19 protein-coding genes and 4 tRNA genes are annotated in these 18,500 nt (G+C 65.5%); 6 read left to right on the forward strand and 17 right to left on the reverse strand.

The window, feature by feature from the left end:
• Positions 1–291: 291 nt before the first annotated feature.
• The 5 genes from DQG17_RS01705 to DQG17_RS01725 are packed head-to-tail and all read right to left on the reverse strand — an operon-like array spanning position 292 to position 5,647.
• Entirely contained in the window at positions 292–1,788 is a 1,497-nt protein-coding gene (locus DQG17_RS01705; protein ID WP_116132530.1) for a UxaA family hydrolase, read from the reverse strand.
• An 11-nt stretch (positions 1,789–1,799) separates the two neighbouring features.
• Entirely contained in the window at positions 1,800–2,816 is a 1,017-nt protein-coding gene (locus tag DQG17_RS01710; protein ID WP_198666007.1) for a zinc-binding alcohol dehydrogenase family protein, read from the reverse strand.
• The gene (locus tag DQG17_RS01715; protein WP_116131023.1) at positions 2,813–3,598 is read right to left on the reverse strand and encodes an ATP-binding cassette domain-containing protein; all 786 of its coding nucleotides are present in this window, start codon (positions 3,596–3,598) and stop codon (positions 2,813–2,815) included. The genes DQG17_RS01710 and DQG17_RS01715 overlap by 4 nt, the downstream gene beginning before the upstream one ends.
• A 59-nt stretch (positions 3,599–3,657) precedes the next feature.
• A complete protein-coding gene (locus DQG17_RS01720; protein ID WP_116131024.1) occupies positions 3,658–4,599 on the reverse strand; it encodes an ABC transporter substrate-binding protein in 942 nt (313 codons plus the stop codon).
• Positions 4,600–4,633: 34 nt separating this feature from the next.
• On the reverse strand, positions 4,634–5,647 hold the full coding sequence (locus tag DQG17_RS01725) for an ABC transporter permease (protein ID WP_116131025.1): 1,014 nt from the start codon (positions 5,645–5,647) through the stop codon (positions 4,634–4,636).
• A 145-nt stretch (positions 5,648–5,792) separates the two neighbouring features.
• Between DQG17_RS01725 and DQG17_RS01730 the strand changes: the two genes are divergently transcribed.
• Positions 5,793–6,698 (forward strand): GntR family transcriptional regulator, encoded by a 906-nt coding sequence (locus DQG17_RS01730; protein ID WP_116131026.1) that lies wholly within the window; start codon positions 5,793–5,795, stop codon positions 6,696–6,698.
• Here DQG17_RS01730 and DQG17_RS01735 read toward each other — a convergent pair.
• Both DQG17_RS01735 and DQG17_RS01740 read right to left on the reverse strand, forming a co-directional pair.
• Positions 6,695–7,666 (reverse strand): aldo/keto reductase, encoded by a 972-nt coding sequence (locus tag DQG17_RS01735; protein ID WP_116131027.1) that lies wholly within the window; start codon positions 7,664–7,666, stop codon positions 6,695–6,697. The genes DQG17_RS01730 and DQG17_RS01735 overlap by 4 nt on opposite strands.
• Positions 7,663–8,778, reverse strand: a complete 1,116-nt coding sequence (locus DQG17_RS01740; RefSeq protein WP_116131028.1) for a mannitol dehydrogenase family protein — start codon at positions 8,776–8,778, stop codon at positions 7,663–7,665. The genes DQG17_RS01735 and DQG17_RS01740 overlap by 4 nt, the downstream gene beginning before the upstream one ends.
• A 105-nt stretch (positions 8,779–8,883) precedes the next feature.
• On the opposite strand from DQG17_RS01740, the gene DQG17_RS01745 reads away from it, so the two are divergent.
• The 3 genes from DQG17_RS01745 to DQG17_RS01755 all read left to right on the forward strand — a co-directional run bounded on the left by DQG17_RS01745 (position 8,884) and on the right by DQG17_RS01755 (position 11,423).
• Positions 8,884–9,735, forward strand: a complete 852-nt coding sequence (locus DQG17_RS01745) for an amidohydrolase (protein ID WP_116131029.1) — start codon at positions 8,884–8,886, stop codon at positions 9,733–9,735.
• 109 nt (positions 9,736–9,844) lie between these two features.
• Positions 9,845–10,567 (forward strand): SDR family oxidoreductase, encoded by a 723-nt coding sequence (locus tag DQG17_RS01750; protein ID WP_116131030.1) that lies wholly within the window; start codon positions 9,845–9,847, stop codon positions 10,565–10,567.
• A gap of 10 nt (positions 10,568–10,577) precedes the next feature.
• Complete coding sequence (locus tag DQG17_RS01755; protein ID WP_116131031.1) at positions 10,578–11,423, forward strand: fumarylacetoacetate hydrolase family protein; 846 nt, start codon at positions 10,578–10,580, stop codon at positions 11,421–11,423.
• A 353-nt stretch (positions 11,424–11,776) separates the two neighbouring features.
• Here DQG17_RS01755 and DQG17_RS21575 read toward each other — a convergent pair.
• Positions 11,777–11,860, reverse strand: a tRNA-Tyr gene (locus DQG17_RS21575).
• A gap of 145 nt (positions 11,861–12,005) precedes the next feature.
• On the opposite strand from DQG17_RS21575, the gene DQG17_RS01760 reads away from it, so the two are divergent.
• Together DQG17_RS01760 and DQG17_RS01765 are read left to right on the forward strand one after the other, a co-directional pair.
• Positions 12,006–12,794, forward strand: a complete 789-nt coding sequence (locus DQG17_RS01760) for an RNA methyltransferase (protein ID WP_116131032.1) — start codon at positions 12,006–12,008, stop codon at positions 12,792–12,794.
• Positions 12,795–13,258: 464 nt separating this feature from the next.
• Positions 13,259–13,714, forward strand: coding sequence for a CoA-binding protein (locus DQG17_RS01765; protein ID WP_116131033.1), 456 nt, complete (start codon positions 13,259–13,261; stop codon positions 13,712–13,714).
• Here the strand turns inward: DQG17_RS01765 and DQG17_RS01770 are convergent.
• From DQG17_RS01770 to DQG17_RS01810, 9 genes are all read right to left on the reverse strand, one after another.
• Positions 13,705–14,019, reverse strand: coding sequence for a phosphoribosyl-ATP diphosphatase (locus DQG17_RS01770; protein ID WP_116131034.1), 315 nt, complete (start codon positions 14,017–14,019; stop codon positions 13,705–13,707). The genes DQG17_RS01765 and DQG17_RS01770 overlap by 10 nt on opposite strands.
• A gap of 71 nt (positions 14,020–14,090) precedes the next feature.
• The gene (gene hisF, locus DQG17_RS01775) at positions 14,091–14,852 is read right to left on the reverse strand and encodes an imidazole glycerol phosphate synthase subunit HisF (protein ID WP_116131035.1); all 762 of its coding nucleotides are present in this window, start codon (positions 14,850–14,852) and stop codon (positions 14,091–14,093) included.
• A gap of 185 nt (positions 14,853–15,037) precedes the next feature.
• Positions 15,038–15,757, reverse strand: a complete 720-nt coding sequence (gene hisA / locus DQG17_RS01780) for a 1-(5-phosphoribosyl)-5-[(5-phosphoribosylamino)methylideneamino]imidazole-4-carboxamide isomerase (RefSeq protein WP_116131036.1) — start codon at positions 15,755–15,757, stop codon at positions 15,038–15,040.
• A gap of 171 nt (positions 15,758–15,928) precedes the next feature.
• Positions 15,929–16,570 (reverse strand): imidazole glycerol phosphate synthase subunit HisH, encoded by a 642-nt coding sequence (hisH, locus tag DQG17_RS01785; protein WP_116131037.1) that lies wholly within the window; start codon positions 16,568–16,570, stop codon positions 15,929–15,931.
• Position 16,571: 1 nt separating this feature from the next.
• Positions 16,572–17,159 (reverse strand): imidazoleglycerol-phosphate dehydratase HisB, encoded by a 588-nt coding sequence (hisB, locus tag DQG17_RS01790; protein WP_116131038.1) that lies wholly within the window; start codon positions 17,157–17,159, stop codon positions 16,572–16,574.
• A gap of 120 nt (positions 17,160–17,279) precedes the next feature.
• A tRNA-Gly gene (locus DQG17_RS01795) sits at positions 17,280–17,354 on the reverse strand.
• Between the two features lie 80 nt (positions 17,355–17,434).
• Positions 17,435–17,509: transfer RNA gene (locus tag DQG17_RS01800), tRNA-Gly, on the reverse strand.
• A 418-nt stretch (positions 17,510–17,927) separates the two neighbouring features.
• A tRNA-Arg gene (locus tag DQG17_RS01805) sits at positions 17,928–18,004 on the reverse strand.
• A 95-nt stretch (positions 18,005–18,099) separates the two neighbouring features.
• Positions 18,100–18,411, reverse strand: a complete 312-nt coding sequence (locus DQG17_RS01810) for an ETC complex I subunit (protein ID WP_116131039.1) — start codon at positions 18,409–18,411, stop codon at positions 18,100–18,102.
• Between the last annotated feature and the right edge of the window lie 89 nt (positions 18,412–18,500).

The raw sequence follows: 18,500 nt of genomic DNA on the forward strand, positions 1-18,500 counted from the left end.
CAAGCCTGCACCTGACGGGCCTGCGAATCGTAAAAAAATCGGGGGGAGCCTTCCCGGTCCGAGCAACTCGCTTCCTGCAACTTCGATCGTGGTCGCCTGTTTCAACGCGCGGCGGCGGAAAAAGTTTCAAACTTTATCGTCGCCTTGGAGTCAGCGACCCTGCCGCCGTTGCGGGGGATATTCTGGTGTCCGGGCTGAGCGCCGTTCAGAGCCACCTATCGAGGGGACTCTTCGAGATAGCTGGTCCGGGTTTGTGCACCGGCGGCTTCGACACGTCCGACAGCGCTGCGGCTACAGCACGGCCCCTATGTGCCAGGGCACGAACTCCGTGCCACCGAAGCCCAGGTCCTCGCTCTTGGTGCGGGCACCGCTGGCGACCGCGATCAGGGCTTCGAAGATCTCGGCCCCCTTCTCGGCAAGCGAGCGGCCTTCGGCGATGTCGCCGCAGTTGATATCCATATCCTCGCCCATCCGGGCATAGAGGTCTGAATTGGACGCCAGTTTCAGGCAGGGCGTCGGCTTGTAGCCCGACACCGATCCGCGGCCGGTGGTGAAGGCGATCAGATTGGCCCCCGACGCGACCTGTCCGGTGACCGAACAGGGGTCATAACCGGGGCTGTCCATGAAGACGAAGCCATGTGTCGTGATGGGCGCCGCATAGTCGTAGACCGCCGCCAGCGGCGCCTGTCCGCTTTTGGAAACGGCCCCGAGGGATTTTTCCAGGATCGTCGTCAACCCGCCGCGCTTGTTGCCGGGGCTGGGGTTGTTGTCCAGCTGCGCGCCATTGCGGGCGGTGTAGGATTCCCACCAGGCGACCTTGTCGACCAGGGCCTGACCGACGCTGTCGCTGACTGCCCGACAGGTCAGCAGGTGTTCGGCGCCATAGATCTCGGAGGTTTCCGACAGGATCGAGGTGCCGCCGTGCTGCACCAGCAGGTCGGATGCCACGCCAAGTGCCGGGTTGGCTGTGAAACCCGAATAGCCATCCGACCCGCCACATTGCATGCCGAGCATCAGATGCGACAGGGGTGCGGGCGCGCGGACGCACCGGTTGGCCTGATCGGCCAGTCCGGACAGTGCTTGCAGCCCCTTTTCGATGGTGCGCCTTGTGCCGCCCATCTGCTGGATCGTCATGTATTGCAGCGGTCCATCGGCGGTGATCTTCGCGTCGCCGACGAGTTCGGCCAGTTGCAGCACCTCGCACCCGAGACCGACCAGCAGGATGCCGCCGAAGTTCGGATGCCGCGCATAGCCCGCCAGTGTCCGCAGCAGGAGGTCATACCCCTCGCCTCGGTTCGACATTCCGCAGCCGCTGCTGTGGACGATGGGCATGATGCCATCGACGTTGGGGTAGGCGTCCAGCAGACCCGTTTTCTCGGCGGCCTCGACAATGAACCGCGCGACCGAGCCAGAGCAGTTCACCGACGTCAGGACGCCGATATAGTTGCGGGTGCCGACGCTGCCGTTGGCGCGGTGGTAGCCGTCGAATGTGCGGGTCGTGGTCGCTGCGGGCAGGGGGATGACCGCGCTGCCAAAGTCATGGGCCACGTGGTGATCGGACATTTCCAGATTGTGGCTGTGGACATGCGCCCCGGCGGCAATCGGCTGGCTGGCGCGGCCGATGATCTGGCCATAGCGCCGCACCGTCGCCCCGGCGGCAATATCGCTCAGCGCGACCTTGTGCGAGGCAGGCACCGTTTCGCAGGCGATGCTGTCGTCCGCCGCCGTCAAGGCAGTCAGGGCAATGGCGACGTTGTCTGCCTCGTGAAGCCGCAGAATGCCGGACATGGTGTTGGCCTTCACGACTGCATCTGGACGATGACCTTGATCAGGCTCGACCGATCCGCCGCGAGCTCACCGAAGGTCGCGGCGAATGCGTCGAGGCTCACTTGACTGGAACACAGCGCCGCGGCGTCGATATCTCCGGCGCCGAATGCCGCGATGACCCAGTCGAAATCCGCCCGCAATGCGTTGCGGCTGCCGATCAGGCGCAACTCGCGCTTGTGGAAGTCAGGGTCGTGGAAGGTGATGTCGTCCTTGACGACGCTGACCAGCGTATAGGATCCGCCGTGCGCGACGGCGGCAAAGCCCGCCTCGATCGCGCCGCCATGGCCGGTGGCGTCAAAGACGACGTCATAACCTTCGCCATGCGTCGCGGCGATTGCCGCATCGACGGACAGGTGGCCGCTGGCGAACCCGAACCGGTCCTGCGCCATCCGCAACCGGTCCGGGCTGTGGTCCAGCAGGGAAACCTCGGCCCCTGTCAGCCGCGCAAACAGGGCCGCGCCGATCCCGATGGGTCCGACGCCGGTGACCAGCACCCGGTCCCTTGCCGCGACCTCGGATCGACGCACCGCATGGGCGCCGATGGCAAGGAATTCGACCATCGCGGCCTGTTGCGGCGACAGGCCGTCGGCGGGATAGAGGTTTTCCGCCGGCACCGCCAGACGCCTCGCCAGACCGCCGTCACGATGCACGCCCAGCACCTGAATGTTGTAACAGCAGTTCGGTTTGCCCCGGATGCAGGCGCGGCAGGTGCCGCAGGACAGATAGGGGTTCACGACCACAAGATCGCCCTCGGCCCAGCCGTTGCCATCCTGCAGGACGCGTCCGCTCAACTCGTGCCCGATGATGCGGGGATAGGCGAGGAAGGGATGCTTGCCTTCGAGGATATGGTAATCGGTACCGCAGACCCCGACCGCGCAGATCTCGATCAGGACCCAGCCATCGGGGGCCGCCACCGGCAACGGGCGATCCTGCACCTCGAACGTTCCGGGGGCTGTGACAACGCCGACCTTCATCGTCTTCGCGCTCATTTGGTTGTGCCTCTCGGGGTCCAGTCGTCGGGCAGGGTGCCCTTGATGATCAGGCTCAGGACGTCGTCCTTGTTCACGTCTTCGATGCGGAAGGATCCGACGTTGCGGCCCTTGTTCATCACGACCACCCGGTCGCAGAGATCGAAGACGTCGTGCATGTCGTGGCTGATCAGAAAGATCCCGATCCCCTCGTCTTTCAGGCGCAGCGTCAGGTTGGACACCATCGCGGTTTCCGACGGGCCAAGTGCGGCTGTCGGTTCGTCCATGATCAGGACCTTGGCCTGAAAATAGATGGCCCGGGCAATCGCGATCACCTGCCGCTGACCACCGGAGAGGCACGACACCGGATCCTTGAGGTTGGTGAAATTGGGGTTCAACTGGCGCAAGGCGGCCTTTGCCTCGGCGAACATGCGCGCGTCGTCCAGATTGCCGAAGCGGGTCTTCAGTTCCCGCCCCAGAAACAGGTTTGCGGCTGCGTCCAGATGATTGGCGAGCGCCAGCGTCTGATAGATCGTCTCGATCCCGTATTTGCGGGCATCCTGCGGAGAGGTCAGCGTGATCTCTTCGCCGTTGACGAAGATCTGGCCGTCGCTGGCGGCAAGGGCACCGGACAGGATCTGCATCAGGCAGGATTTGCCCGCACCGTTGTGGCCGAGAACGCCCACGACCTCGCCGGGATAGAGGTCGACAGAAACGTCCTCGACGGCGTGCAACCCACCGAAGTGTTTGTAGATCCTCGACATCTCGACCATCGGTGTCGGGCGCGCGACCGTGTCAATCATGGGAAACCTGTGGGCATGGGGAAGGGGCCAGCGCGGTCACCGCGCTGGACCTGAACGGGTCAGTAGAGAACGTTCTGCGCTTCGGGACTGTCGATGTTGTCCTTCGTCACCATGACGACGCCGGTGTCGATGAAGGGTTCGACCGTCTCGCCGGCAAGCACGCCCATCACGGCCTGCACGCCCAGCTCGCCCATCTGGAACGAGCCTTGCACGGCGGTCGCCAGCAGCGTGCCGCTTTTGACCATGTCCTGCAGGTCCGCGTTGCCGTCAAAGCCGATGGCGGTCAGTTGACCGGCCTTGCCGGCCTGTTCGATGGCACGGCCCATGCCGATGGCCGTCGGTTCGTTGGCACCGAAGATCCCGACCAGGTCGGGGTTCGAGGCCAGAATGTCGGTTGTCTGGTTCAGTGCGGTCGCCATCTGCGACTGCGAATAGAACGGACCGACGATCTCGATCTCGGAGTTCTTGGCGAGATAGTCCACAAAGCAGCCGACGCGGCCGATTTCCGATCCGACGCCCGCGACATAGGACATGACGGCGACCTTTCCGGTGCTGCCGGCGGCATCGATCATCGTCTGGGCGGCGAGTTCACCGGCGGCGCAATTGTCCGTGGACAGGAAGGTCTGATAGTAGCCCTCGTTGCCTTCGGCCAGCATGCTGTCGATGATTGCGACCGGGATGCCCGCCTCGAATGCGCGCTTGACGACGGGGGCCAGCGCATCCGGATCGGAGGGGGCCAGCACGATGGCCGACACGCCGCGGTTGATGGCGTTTTCCACCAGCGCCACCTGATCGGCTACGGCGGCTTCGGATGCCGGGCCGTTGAAGCTGAGGGTATGTTCGCTCTGGCCCGCGATTGCGGCATCGGCGCCCTTGCTGACGTTCTGCCAGAAATTGGAGTTCGTCGTCTTCACGATGACGGCGATTTCACCGGCGGTGGCGACCGATGCAGTCAGCCCGATGATCCCGGTGGTCAGTGCTGCGGTAACAATGGTCTTCATGGTTTCCTCCCTGATGAAGCTTGGGTCGTGACGTTCAGTTGCGGTTGCGGATCTGGTCGATGAAGACCGCGCCGATGACCACGATTCCGATAATGATCTGCTGGATGAAGGCGCTGGTGCCGGCCATGTTCAGACCGTTGCGCAACACGCCGATGATGAATGCCCCGATCATGCTGCCCGAGATGCTGCCGACCCCGCCCATCAGCGACGCGCCACCGATCACGGCGGCGGCGATGGCGTCGAGCTCGTACATGACGCCCTCGTTCGGCTGCACCGTGACGAGGCGCGACATCAGGACCATGCCCGACAGACCGGCCAGGGCGCCCGATGCGGTATAGGCCCAGATCTTGGTGCGAGCGACGTTGACGCCCGACAGCCGGGCCGCTTCCTCGTTGGACCCGACTGCCAGGATATGCCGCCCGACCTGCCGCCGGGTCAGCACGTAGGACCCGAACAACGCCACGACCAGCAGCAGGACGGCGGGATAGGGGATGCCGGGAAAGATCACTTTGGGAAAGCCGTTGGCTTGCGTCTCGACGACGCGAAAGAACGATCCGTTGCCCAGCAGGCCAAAGCTCTCGCCAAGACGGCTGATCGGCGCGGCGCCGGTCAGTTGCAGCGCCAGACCGCGCGCAATCATCATCATCCCGAGGGTGGCAACGAAAGGCGTGATCCGCATTCTGGTGATGACCAGACCGTTCACCGCCCCGCACAGAGCGCCGGTCAGAACGCCCAGAGCCATCCCCGGCAGGACCGGCAGACCTGCCTTGATTGCAAGACCGGTAATGACGCCGGACAGGGCCAGCACGGAACCGACGCTCAGGTCGATGCCGCCGGTGATGATGACCATCGTCATTCCGATTGCCAGCAGGCCGATCACGGCGGTCTGCAACAGGACCGTCAGGCCATTGTTGACCGAAAGGAACGCCGGGCTGGAGAAGGAAAAGGCCATGACGAGCAGCAGCAGTGTGGCGACAGCCGACAGCTTGTGCAGCGCTGCACCTCCAAGGCGAAGGCGCGATATCCGCTGCGCCTGCAAGTCTGACATCCTGTCGTCTCCTCCCGACTGGTTATGGTTTTTATTATAATAAACATAGCGAGGCCTATGAAGAGGCGTCAAATGTTTTTAATGTTTTCTGAACAGCACATATAAACAGATACGATCGGCGCAGACCGAAGAGGACGACGGACCCATGGCACGCAACAACTCGCGATTTGTCGAGGCTCACAACAAACTTCTAACCATCTGCGATAAAATGGAAATCGGCGAAACCCTGCAGTCCGAAAACCTGCTCGCCGCCGATCTCGGGGTCAGCCGGACCGTCGTTCGCAGCGTGCTGGCACGGCTGGACGAGATCGGGCTCATTGCAATCGACGGCCGTGAAAAGGTGATACGGCGGCGGACGACACCGCAGGACCGCCTGGAAAGACCCGCGACCCTGCTGACCATCGAAGAACTCGAGGGGCGGTTCCTCGACTGGGTGCTGCGGATGGATGTGCCACCGGGCACGGCGCTCAACGTGGCGCAACTGGCCAAGGATTTTGCCGTCGCGCCGCACACGCTGCAGGAATTCCTGTCGTCGCTGTCGCGGTTCGGGATCGTCGTGCGCCGCCCCCGCGGCGGCTGGGTGCTGCACGGATTCACCAGGGAATACGCGCTCGAACTGTCCGATTTCCGCACGCTGCTGGAACTCAATTCGGTCCGGCATCTGGTGGCCTTGCCGCCAGAGCACCGGATCTGGGGACAGCTCGACGCGCTGGAGCAGGCGCATCTGGGGCTGCTGAACCGGATCGAGCGCGACTTCCACGACTTCTCGCTTCTCGACGAGAGGTTTCACGAGGCGATCAACAGCGTCGTGACGAACCGTTTCGTGAAAGAGTTCCAGAAGGTGATCTCGCTCGTGTTCCACTATCACTTCCAGTGGAACAAGGCGGACGAACGGACACGCAACGCCGACGCGATCCAGGAACATCTGGCCTATATCGATGCCTTGCGCAGTCGCGACCCGGAGCGGGCGCAGGCGGCAGCGCTGTGCCATCTGGCGACGTCGAAGCAGACGCTGCTGAAGGCGCTGAAGGCCAACAGCCACACGGATTAGGTGGTGACGAAGTCGAGCGCCGCATCCGACAAGGTCAGGGCCGCGGCATCAAGATTGCGTTGTAGTGACCGCACCTTGCCCGTGCCGAGCAGGATGGAACTGACCTGAGGTTGGTGCAGCGCGAACTGCAATGCGGCCTCCGCCAGGGTCAGACCCAACGCGCCGGCCCGATCCTGCAACACCCTCACACGGTCCAGAATGGCCTGCGACGCAGGGGCGTAGTCGAACCATGCGCCGGGCTGCGGCCCGGTCGCGAGAATGCCGGAGTTGAAGATGCCGCCCAGCACCAGACTGGTGCCCTGTGCGCTGCAAAGCTCCAGCAGACCCTCCTCGGCGCTGCGGTCGAGCAGGGTCAGCCGTCCCGCCAGAAGGATCACGTCAAGCGGGCTGTGCCGCATCACGTCGATGCAGACCTGACACTCGTTCACCCCGAGTCCGATCGTGCCGATCCGCCCGGATTGCCTGAGATCGTTCAGGGCACCCATGCCGGAGCCCAGCAGATCGTCCATGTGACGTGCGCCCTCGGCGGCGCCATGGGTGTAATCGCCGATGTCGTGGACATAGACGATGTCGATGTGATCGGTCCCGAGCCGTTCGCAGCTTTGCGCGAAGCTTTCCCGGATGCCGTCGGCGGAATAGTCATAGCGTACCGCGTTGGGAAGCGGGTCGACGAAGCCATCGGCTTCGGCCATCTGCGGTCCGGGCGACAGGACGCGCCCGACCTTGGTCGACAGCACATAGTCGGAACGGGGCAAGCCCCGCAGGAAGGCGCCGAGACGTTGTTCCGACAGGCCACGGCCATAGCGCGGCGCCGTGTCGAAATAGCGGATCCCGGCGTCCCAGGCGTGTTGCAGGACCGCGCGGGCATCGTCCTCGCTGACGACGCCACCAAGGTTGCCAATGCTCGCGCCCCCGAACGACAGCGCGGTCACGTGGACATCGGTCTGGCCGATCCGGTTCCGTTTCATGATGCCATGTCCGTGTTGCGGGCGACGATGGCCGACAGCGTGGGCTTGGCCGAAAGGTCGCCCTGCGCGCGGGCCCAGTCCAGCATCGCCGCAATCCTGCGACCGACCTTCTGTCCGTGGTTCTGCGCGATATCCGCAATGCGGTGGTCGAGGAACGGATTGGCGAACCGGTCGCGGGTGGTGACGACATAGGCATCGAAAGCCTCGGACAGGCCGGCTGCCACAAAGGCCGGGCGAACCTCGTCCTGCAACACGGCGTTCAGCGCGCCAAGCGTCACGGGGTCCGCCATCAACTGGCGCACCAGCACATCGTCCGGCCCCTGTGCCATGCGCCAGCGATCCGCCAGAAAGCTGTGCCCGAGGTTCAGAACGAACAGCTTCAGCGCTTCGATCTGCGCCAGCGACGGCAGGACCTGAATGGAGGGATGGCGGCAGGGCAGGCGCAGGCCCGGCTGATCCTCGATGGCCCAGAGCGCATAGGGTTCGGCCACCGCGCCGGCAGGTTCCAGCGGTTCGGACACGATCCGGTCGACCAGAGAGTTCACCCAGAGCACGTCATTCTGCAGCCAGTCACGCAGCGCTGCGGGATCATCGGCTGCGAGGTCAAGAACGCGCTGTCTGAGGACCGCGCCATTGTCGGCGATCAGTTCCATCGGCATGATCTGGATCGGGGCGGCCCCGGCGGCGTAACGTGCGCGCAGCAGGCACAGCAGCTTGGCGGGGTAGGACATGGATTGTTCGAACGTCGCCGCGGTATCGGCCGGTTGCGGCGCATAGCCTGCGTCGCCCGTGTTCGAGACCACGAACTCTGCCTCATTGACGAAGGTGCGGGTGATCGCGTCCCAGTCGGTGGCCGTCGACAGGGTTCGCGCGATGCTGCGGACGCTCACCTGCTGCTGCACCTTGGCTCCATTGGCCAGACCCTCGATCCTGACCGGATAGGCACCGACAAGGCCCTGCAACCGCCGCGCCCTGGCCGGATCGCCAGAGCTTTGCACCACCGTGATCGGCCCCACGTCCTGACCCTCGGCCATCGCCTCGGACACGAACAGATCGACATGTGCCTGCAGAAAGCGACTGGTGCCAAACTGGAGGATGGGGGTTGGCTGCATCGGGCTTCCTCTTGTTCCGAGCATTGACGGCGTCGGCATTCCGTTGCATTGTTTTTAATTATACAAAACATTACGAGTCAAGCGAGCAAACGAGGGGGACTGCAGATGGCGCAAGCCGACCGTATCGACGCCCATCAGCATTTCTGGAAGATCGCCCGCGGCGACTATGACTGGATGACCGACGAGGTGGCGGCGATCCGTCACGATATCCTGCCCTCGCAACTGGAGCCCTTGCTGCACCGTCACGTCATTGCCGGCACGGTCGTCGTGCAGGCCGCAGCGACCGTGGCCGAGACGGAATTCCTGCTCTCGCTCGCGCAGGATCACGCCTTCATCAGGGGCGTGGTCGGGTGGGTCGATCTTGCAGACCCCGCGGCGCCGGAAACGCTGGACCGCCTCTGCCTGAACCCAGCGTTCAAAGGTGTCCGGCCCATGCTGCAGGACATCGCCGACACGAACTGGATCGCGCAGCCGAGCGTCGTCGCCAACCTGCGCGCGCTGGCGGGTCGCGGCCTGCGGCTCGACGCGCTGGTGACGCCGCGCCATCTGGGGGTGCTGGCAGAGGTCGCGCAGCAGGTGCCGGAGCTACCGATTGTCATCGATCATTGTGCCAAACCCGTCATCGCCGGGGGTGCAGACCCCGGTGAGGACTGGCGTTCCGGCATGGCACGGCTTGCCGCGCTGCCGCAGGTGATGTGCAAGATCTCGGGCCTTGCCAACGAGGCGGGGGCGGGCTGGAGCGCCGCCAGCCTGCGTCCGGTCGTTGACCATGTCCTGTCGTGCTTCGGTGCGGATCGCGCGATGTGGGGCAGCGACTGGCCGGTGCTGAATCTGGCCGGGGACTATGGCCTCTGGTGCGCTGCGTCGGACCGGCTTTTCCGCAGCCTGTCCGAGGCCGAACGCCGTGCGGTCCATGGCGGCACGGCGACACGCTTTTACGGGCTGGAGGCAGCATGACCTGTCGCATCGTCTGTATCGGGGCGCCGCCGGCCGGGATTTCACTGACCCGCAAGCCGCTGCATGGCCAGCCTTCGTCGCCACAGGATCGTCAGAAAGGGGAGCTTCCATGAAGGATTTGACCGGACAGGTCGTGCTTGTCACCGCGGCGGCGCAGGGGATCGGGCGGGCCACTGCGCTGGCCTTTGCCCGCGCGGGTGCTGTCGTGCATGCGACCGATATCAACGAGGCGGGTCTCGCAGGGCTCGACGGTTGCACCACCCACAGGCTCGACGTGCTGGATGGGGAGTCGGTGCAGACGTTTTGTGCGGCAATCGGGAAGATCGACGTGCTGTTCAATTGCGCGGGCGTCGTGCACAACGGCAGCATACTGGACATGCCCGAGGGCGATCTCGACTTCGCCTTCGATCTGAACGTCAAGGCGATGGTGCGGATGATCCGTGCCGTGTTGCCGGGCATGCTCGACCGCACCGAGGGCTGCATCCTCAACATGAGCTCTGTCGCGTCGAGCCTGAAGGGCGTGCCGAACCGATGCGCCTATTCTGCAACCAAGGCGGCAGTGCTGGGCCTGACGAAATCCGTCGCGGCAGACTTCGTGGGGCAGGGGATCCGCTGCAACGCGATCTGCCCCGGCACCGTGCAGTCGCCGTCGCTCGACCAGCGCCTGACGGGCACCGGCGACTATGACAAGGCCCGTGCCGAATTCATCGCCCGTCAGCCCATGGGTCGCATCGGAGAGGCCGAGGAAATCGCCGATCTGGCTGTCTATCTTGCGGCGGCAACCTATACCACCGGTCAGGCCGTTTGCATCGACGGCGGCTGGACAATCTGAAGGACCTGAGATGAAACTCCTGCGTTACGGGCCTGCCGGGGCCGAAAAGCCCGGCCTGCTGCACACAGACGGCAGCATCCGCGACCTGTCGGGCCTGGTGCCCGATCTGGCGGGGGCGGTGCTGCACCCTGACGGGCTGGCAAGGATCGCCGCGGCCGACCCCGACAGCCTGCCAAAGGTGGCTGGAGATACGCGGCTCGGGCCCTGTGTGGCCGGCACCGGCAAATTCATCTGCATCGGGCTGAACTATGCCGACCACGCCGCCGAATCCGGCATGGACGTTCCGCCGGAACCGGTGATCTTCATGAAGGCGACCTCGGCCATCTGCGGGCCGAACGACCCGATCGTCATCCCGCGCGGCAGCGAAAAGACCGACTGGGAGGTCGAACTGGCCGTCATCATCGGCAAGCCTGCCAAATACGTCCCGGAAGCGGAGGCGATGGATCACGTCGCGGGCTATGCCGTGGCAAATGACGTCAGCGAGCGGGCGTTCCAGACCGAACGCGCCGGTCAATGGACCAAGGGCAAAAGCTGCGACAACTTCGGTCAGATCGGCCCCTGGCTGGTGACCAGGGACGAGGTCGCCGACCCGCAGGACCTGCAGCTGTGGCTGACCGTGAACGGCGAGAAGGTGCAGAACGGGTCGACACGGACGATGGTTTACGGTGTCGCCCATGTCGTCAGCTACCTGTCACAGTTCATGACGCTGCATCCGGGCGACGTGATTTCCACCGGTACCCCACCGGGCGTGGGGATGGGCATGAAGCCGCCGCGCTACCTCAAACCCGGCGATGTCGTCGAATTGGGGATCGACGGGCTGGGCCGGCAGCGGCAGGACGTAGTTGCTGACTGCTGAGATCGACTGAAGGTTTCCGTGGCCGCTTCGAACGGCCTTGACCACCGCCCGGGCGTCGAACCCCGTGGCGGCGGTCGCGCCCGGATCTCCTTTGAGACCGGAGAGCAGTGGCGCCGTTCGGAAGCTGTGGCCGCAAGAACTGGGGGAAGACGGGCTCAACACTGAGTCGCCTCGTCACATGATCCCGAAACCGGGATGAGGCAAATTGGGCGGCGCCACACGCGGGATCCGGAGGACAATCGGTCTGTCGCAATGTCTTGCGAGACCTCGTCCTGCGTATCTGGGGTACATTGCCGGGAAAACACTGGCGGACCAAACAAGGTCACCAAAATACAGTGCCTTACCACTGCGCGTGGTGGGCGACCCTGGAATCGAACCAGGCATGGGTCTCCCCGGCGGAGTTACAGTCCGCTGCCGCACCTTGCAGCTCGTCGCCCGACGCTGGGCGGGGATAGCCAAAGCGAGATTCGGGGTCAACAGGAAAATCGGCGTCGGCCGCGTTGTCCGATGGCGCCCGGGCGCAACCCTGCCCCTTGCCAACGCCCGCGGCTCGGGGCAGGACCGGGGAATGGAGGCCGCAAGATGAAGAAACCCGCCTGGGTGATCGAAAAGGAACGTGCCCGCCGCGGAGCCGAGGCCGAGACGCTGTGGCTCTTCGGTATGCATGCCGTGCGCGATGCACTGATGAACCCGGGGCGCGAGCGCCTGCGGCTGGTGCTGACCCGCAATGCCGCCGACAGGCTGGGCGAGGCGATAGCGTTTGCCGGCATGGAGCCCGAGATTGCCGATCCGCGCCGGTTTCCGGCGCCGCTCGACCCCGGCTCGGTCCACCAGGGGGCAGCGGTCGAGGTGCGGCCGCTCGACTGGGGCGGGGTCCGCGCGCTCTGCGAGCCGGGCGCGGGCTCGCCGCGCGTCGTCCTGCTCGACCGGGTCACCGACCCGCATAATGTCGGCGCGATCCTGCGCTCGGCCGAGGTGTTCGGTGCGCGGGCGGTGATCGCCCCGGCACGGCATTCGGCACCCGAAACCGGCGCCCTGGCCAAGACCGCCTCGGGCGCGCTGGAACGTCAGCCCTATGTCCGGGTCCGGAACCTCGCCGACACGATGCTGGAGCTGCGCGAGATGGGCTATCTTCTGTTCGGGCTCGATGGCGAGGCCGAGACCGGGCTGTCCGAGGCAGCGGCCGAGGTCGCGGATCTGCCGCTGGGGCTGGTGCTCGGGGCCGAGGGGCCGGGCCTGCGCGACCGCACCCGCACGACCTGCGACCGGCTGGTACGGATCGAGGCCGCGGGCGCCTTCGGCTCGCTCAATGTCTCGAACGCTGCCGCCCTCGCTCTCTATGCCACCCGGCCGCTGCCGCGGGCGGAGTGATGTTTCGTCCCACCAGGCGTGTCGCCTGCTGCCGTTGCGGCGCGTGCGCTGCGCTGCGCTGGTGCCGGATGCCGGGCATGAGAGGTTGAACTGTGCCAACTGCGGTGCCCATATCAGTGGTCTGAAAAGCCCGGGAAAACCAGAAAGCGCGCCGCGCGTGGGCCCGGGGTCCGCAGTGCCGAAAAGGCGAAGGCCGGCGGGCAGCGCGAGAGCCCGGAAAAGTCGCGGTCCGGCGAATGGCTCGATCAGATCGACGGTCGCCCGGATTGAACGGGACACCCCTTTACGCGCGTCAAACTCACGACCCCATCACAGTTTCATTACAAGGTCTTGGATGTTGACGCGCACAGCCTACATTTCTTGCATGAGTTGCGAAATTGGAACACCGCAACTCGCTGCACTGTCCCTCGTTCCATACCTGGCGCCCGTTTGCACGGGCGCCTTTTTCTTGGCAGAACGCTGTCATGACTGAGCTCGACGACATCCTGCGCCAGATATTCCGACGGACACGGGTGATTGCCTGCGTTGGCGCCTCGGCCAACCACGCCCGGCCGAGCCATTATGTCTCGCAATTCCTGGCGGATCGGGGCTACCGCGTGATCGGGGTCAACCCGGGCCTCGCCGGGCAGCATCTGTTCGGCGCCCCGGTGGTCGCCAGGCTGTCCGACATTGCCGAGCCGGTCGACATGGTCGACATCTTCCGTCGCGCCGGGGATGTCCTTCCCGTGGTTGTCGAGGCACTCGATGCCATCCCCGGCCTTTCCACGGTCTGGATGCAGCTTGGCATCCGCAATGCCGAAGCCGCCGCGACAGCGAGGTCCCGTGGCATTACCGTGATCGAGGACCGATGCCCCCGGATCGATTTTCCGCGCCTCTTCGGCAGTGCCACGCGCGCGCAGATCGACGCCGCTCAGTCCTGACGCGCTGCCTTTTCGGCAATGCCCGAGACGCCCTCGCGCCGCGCCAGTTCGGCCTCGATCTCTGCCAGCGTCACGTCGCGGGCCGCACACATGACCAGCAGGTGATAGAGCGTGTCCGCAGCCTCCGAAATCAGGCGTTCGCGGTCGCCCTTCACCGCCTCGATGATCGCCTCGACCGCTTCCTCGCCAAACTTCTCGGCGCATTTCTCGGGGCCGCGTGCCAGCAGGTTCGCGGTCCAGGAGCTTTCGGGATCCGCTCCCACGCGGGCCTCGATTACCCGGGCCAGACGCTCGATCGCATTCATCGCTCAGCCTCTTCTTCTGTTCATAAATATCCCGGGGGGTGCGGGGGGCTGGCCCCCCGCGGCGCCGCAGATCAGTTCAGCCGAACCGGGATCCCCGCTGCCGCCATGTGGTCCTTCGCCTCGCGGATGGTGAAGTCGCCGAAATGGAAGATCGACGCGGCAAGAACGGCACTCGCCCCGCCCAACGTTACGCCCTCGACCAGATGGTCGAGCGTGCCGACCCCGCCCGAGGCGATGACCGGGACATGCACCGCATCGCTGATCGCGCGGGTCAGCGGAATGTTGAAGCCCGCCCGCGTGCCGTCGCGGTCCATCGAGGTCAAGAGGATCTCGCCCGCGCCCTTGGCGACCACGGTTCTTGCGAATTCCACCGCGTCGATCCCGGTCGGGCGGCGTCCGCCGTGGGTGAAGATCTCCCACTTCCCCGGGGCCACCGTCTTGGCATCGATGGCGACCACGATGCATTGGCTGCCAAAGCGTTCGGCGGCGCGTGCCACGACGTCGGGGTCGGCCACGGCAGCGGAGTTGAAGCTGACCTTGTCGGCGCCCGCAAGCAGCAGGGCGCGCACGTCCTCGGGGGTGCGTACGCCGCCGCCGATCGTCAAGGGCATGAAGCACTGCTCGGCCGTGCGGGTGGCAAGGTCGTACATCGTGCCCCGGTTCTCGTGGGTGGCGTTGATGTCGAGGAAACACAGCTCGTCGGCGCCCGCGGCGTCATAGGCCTTGGCGGCCTCGACCGGGTCGCCGGCGTCGATCAGGTCGACGAAGTTCACACCCTTGACGACGCGGCCGTCCTTCACGTCGAGGCAGGGGATGATGCGGGTCTTGAGCATGGCGGAATCCTCGGATTGCAGCGCCGTTCTAGTGCAAGTCTCGCGGCGGGGAAACCGCTGTGTGGTTTGATCCCGGGGGAACATGGGGGCGCTGCCCCCGTCGCGGCAAGCCGCGACTCCCCCGGGATATTTTCGAACAGAAGAAGCACCGGCGGCGATGTGGCGTGGCCCTGGCCGGGCTTGCGTCAGGTCTTGAGCACCGCCAGCGCCTCGGCAAGGTCCAGTGCGCCGTCATAGAGCGCGCGGCCCGAGATCGCGCCCGCGATGCCGCCGACGTCGCGCAGCGCGGTCAGATCGGCAAGCGAGGAGACCCCGCCAGAGGCAATGACCGGCACCAGTGTCGCCCGCGCCAGCGCCGCGGTCGCGGCGACGTTCGGTCCCTGCATGGCGCCGTCGCGGTCGATGTCGGTGTAGATTATGGCGGCGATCCCGGCGTCCTCGAGCTGGCGGGCGAGGTCGGTCACCGAGATGTCGGTGGTTTCGGCCCAGCCGCGGGTCGCGACCATGCCATCCCGGGCGTCGAGCCCGACGGCGACGCGGCCGGGAAATTCGTAGGCGGCCTTGCGCACCAGATCCGGGTCTTCGACCGCAACGGTACCAAGGATCACCCTTGCCACGCCCTTGGTCAGCCACATCTCGATGGTCTCGAGGCTGCGGATGCCGCCGCCGAGCTGCACTGGGACCTCGACGGCGGCAAGGATCGCCTCGACCGCGGCGCCGTTCACCGGTCGGCCGGCGAAGGCGCCGTTCAGATCGACGAGGTGCAGCCACTGGCAGCCCGCGTCGGCAAAGCGGCGCGCCTGGGCTGCCGGGTCGTCGCCGAACACCGTGGCCTTGTCCATGTCGCCCTTCAGCAGGCGCACGCAGTGACCGTCCTTGAGGTCGATCGCGGGGTAGAGGATCATTCTCGGGGCCCTCCCGGATTTCTTGTCTGCGGCGGTCTCTGCCACGCCAGAGCGGCGAATGCAAAGCAATCGGAGCGTGGGAGAGGGTGCCGGGGGCGGGAGCCTCCGGCGGGGATATCTGGAAACAGAAGAAGCTGCGGGCCGCGAGATTGTCTTGCGGCGTGCCGAATTCTAGGGGGCCCAGGCGAGGAAGTTGGCGATCAGCTTCAGCCCGGCGCGTTGGCTTTTTTCCGGGTGGAACTGGGTGCCGACCATGTTGTCGCGGCCGATGATCGCCGTCACCTCGCCGCCATAATCGGCAAAGGCGAGGCGATGGGCCGGGTCTTTGACCCTGACCTGGTAGGAATGGACGAAATAGGCGTGATCGCCGGTTTCGAGCCCGTCGAGAACCGGGTGGGCCGTGGTCAGCACCAGATCGTTCCAGCCCATGTGCGGCACCTTGAGCGTGGGCTCGGACGGCTCTATCGGCACCACCTCGCCACCGATCCAGTCGAAGCCGTCGGTGTCGCGGTATTCGCGACCGAGCGTCGCCATCATCTGCATGCCGATGCAGATCCCGAGAAAGGGGTTTCCCTTGACGCGCACGACCTCTTCGATTGCCTCGTAAAGGCCCGAATGCCCGGCAAGGGCGGCCTTGCAGGCCGGGAAGGCGCCGTCGCCCGGCAGCACGATGCGGTCGGCGCGCAGCACGTCTTCGGGCCGCGAGGTGACGATCACCTCGCCGGCGCCAATTTCGCGCGCGACCCGTTGGAACGCCTTTTCGGCCGAGTGCAGGTTGCCGCTTTCATAGTCGACAAGGACCGTCAGCGGCATGTCACAGCGCCCCCTTGGTCGAGGGGATGGCGTCCGACTTGCGCGGGTCGGGCTCGACCGCCTCGCGCAGGGCGCGGGCCACGGCCTTGAACGCCGCCTCGGCGATATGGTGGCTGTTGATCCCGCGCAGCGCGTCGACATGCAGCGTGATGCCGCCGTGGGTCGAGAGCGCCTGGAAGAATTCGCGCACCAGTTCGGTGTCGAAGCTTCCGATCTTCTGGGTCGGGAATTCCACGTCCCACGCCAGCCAGGGCCGGGCGGACAGATCGAGGGCTGCGCGCACCAGCGTGTCGTCCATCGGCAGCAGGCAGGCGCCATAGCGGCGGATGCCGCGCTTGTCGGCGAGCGCGCGCATTAGCGCCTGGCCAAGCGCGATGCCGGTGTCCTCGACCGTGTGGTGATCGTCGATGTGCAGATCGCCCTCGGCGCGGACGGTCATGTCGATCAGCGAATGGCGCGCCAGTTGTTCCAGCATGTGGTCGAAAAATCCGACGCCGGTATGGCAATCGTAGTTGCCCGATCCGTCGAGGTCGATCTCGACGGCGATCCTGGTCTCGGTGGTGGACCGTTCGATCTGTGCCTTGCGCATTGGGGCCTCCGCTGGCTGACCTGCGCTCCATAGCGCCGGCCGCGGCCGGTTCCAAGGCCCGAGGCGCGCGGGACAGGATGTCCGCGACCGCCACGACACTTATCGAAGGGAAATTCTCTCTGGAGCGGGCGAGGCGATTCGAACGCCCGACCCTTACCTTGGCAAGGTAATGCTCTACCCCTGAGCTACGCCCGCATCAGAGAGTTTGCGGCAGGAACGGCCCACCGCGACCGGGCGTCAAACGGCACCATCCTGTGCCGCTGTCTGCCACTCTATGGAGCGGGCGAGGCGATTCGAACGCCCGACCCTTACCTTGGCAAGGTAATGCTCTACCCCTGAGCTACGCCCGCATCCTAGAGTGGGCGAGGATGTAGCGGCCCCGTCCGCGCTCTTCAAGTGGAAAATGCGCCGAGGCCGCGGATTTCCGGCGTGCCCTCTGCGTGGGTCCCGGCGCCTCTGCCGTGCCTTGTGCAGGGATCGCGCAACGCCGGTGTCGGCCACCGGCGGGGGGCGTGCATGGCGGTGCATGGTTTCGGGGTGTGGGCGGCTGAGGCGGCAAGGATCTGGCCGGATTGCGCCGCCAAGGGCCGGGACACAATACGATTCCCCACGCGATTCGGGACTGCCCGGTCAGGGTAGGGGGGCCGTGCGGATGAATGGCAGCAGGTAATCGCCGGATCGGAACAAGGCGGGACCCGGCGCGCGACCCGGAGTCTGACCCGAAACGCCATCCGAAGTCCCGGAAATGGCGTTGCCTTGATGTGCGTTTGGCGACCCCGGAAGGAATCGAACCCTCAACCTGGCGATTAGAAGTCGCCCGCTCTATCCAATTGAGCTACGGGGCCGCTGACGCACGGGTTGCCCCGGGCAGCAGTCATGTCCCATGCCCGAAACCGGCGCCGGAAATCAAGTGGCTTCTCCGGCGCAGGATGGGCAAGGATCAGTGGGTCCAGGGGGTTCTGCGGTCGGTGGCGAAGTTTTCGCCATACCCGCGGGGCCGGATGTTCGGCTTGCGGGTCTTCGGCTGCAGCGTGACAAAGTCGATCCCGTTCTCGCGGGCGTAGTCCTCTGCCTCCTGGCGGGTATGGAACCGCAGCTTCACCTGGCGGTCGGTGTCGGCACTGCCGATCCAGCCCATCAAGGGGTCGAGTTGCTGGGCTTCGGTGGGAACCATCTCCAGCACCCAGTGATGGGTCTTGCCCATGCCCGACTGCATGGCGTTCCGGGCTGGCTGATAGATTCGCGCGCGCATCGGCCTTGTCTCTCCTTCGCTGTGCGCAGACATATCACCATGGCGAGCGTCGGTCGCAAGGGGCCAATCTGTCTCGGTCCCGGTGAAAG

The sequence above is a fragment of the Tropicimonas sp. IMCC34043 genome, from assembly GCF_003390845.1.
Lineage (GTDB): Bacteria > Pseudomonadota > Alphaproteobacteria > Rhodobacterales > Rhodobacteraceae > Tropicimonas.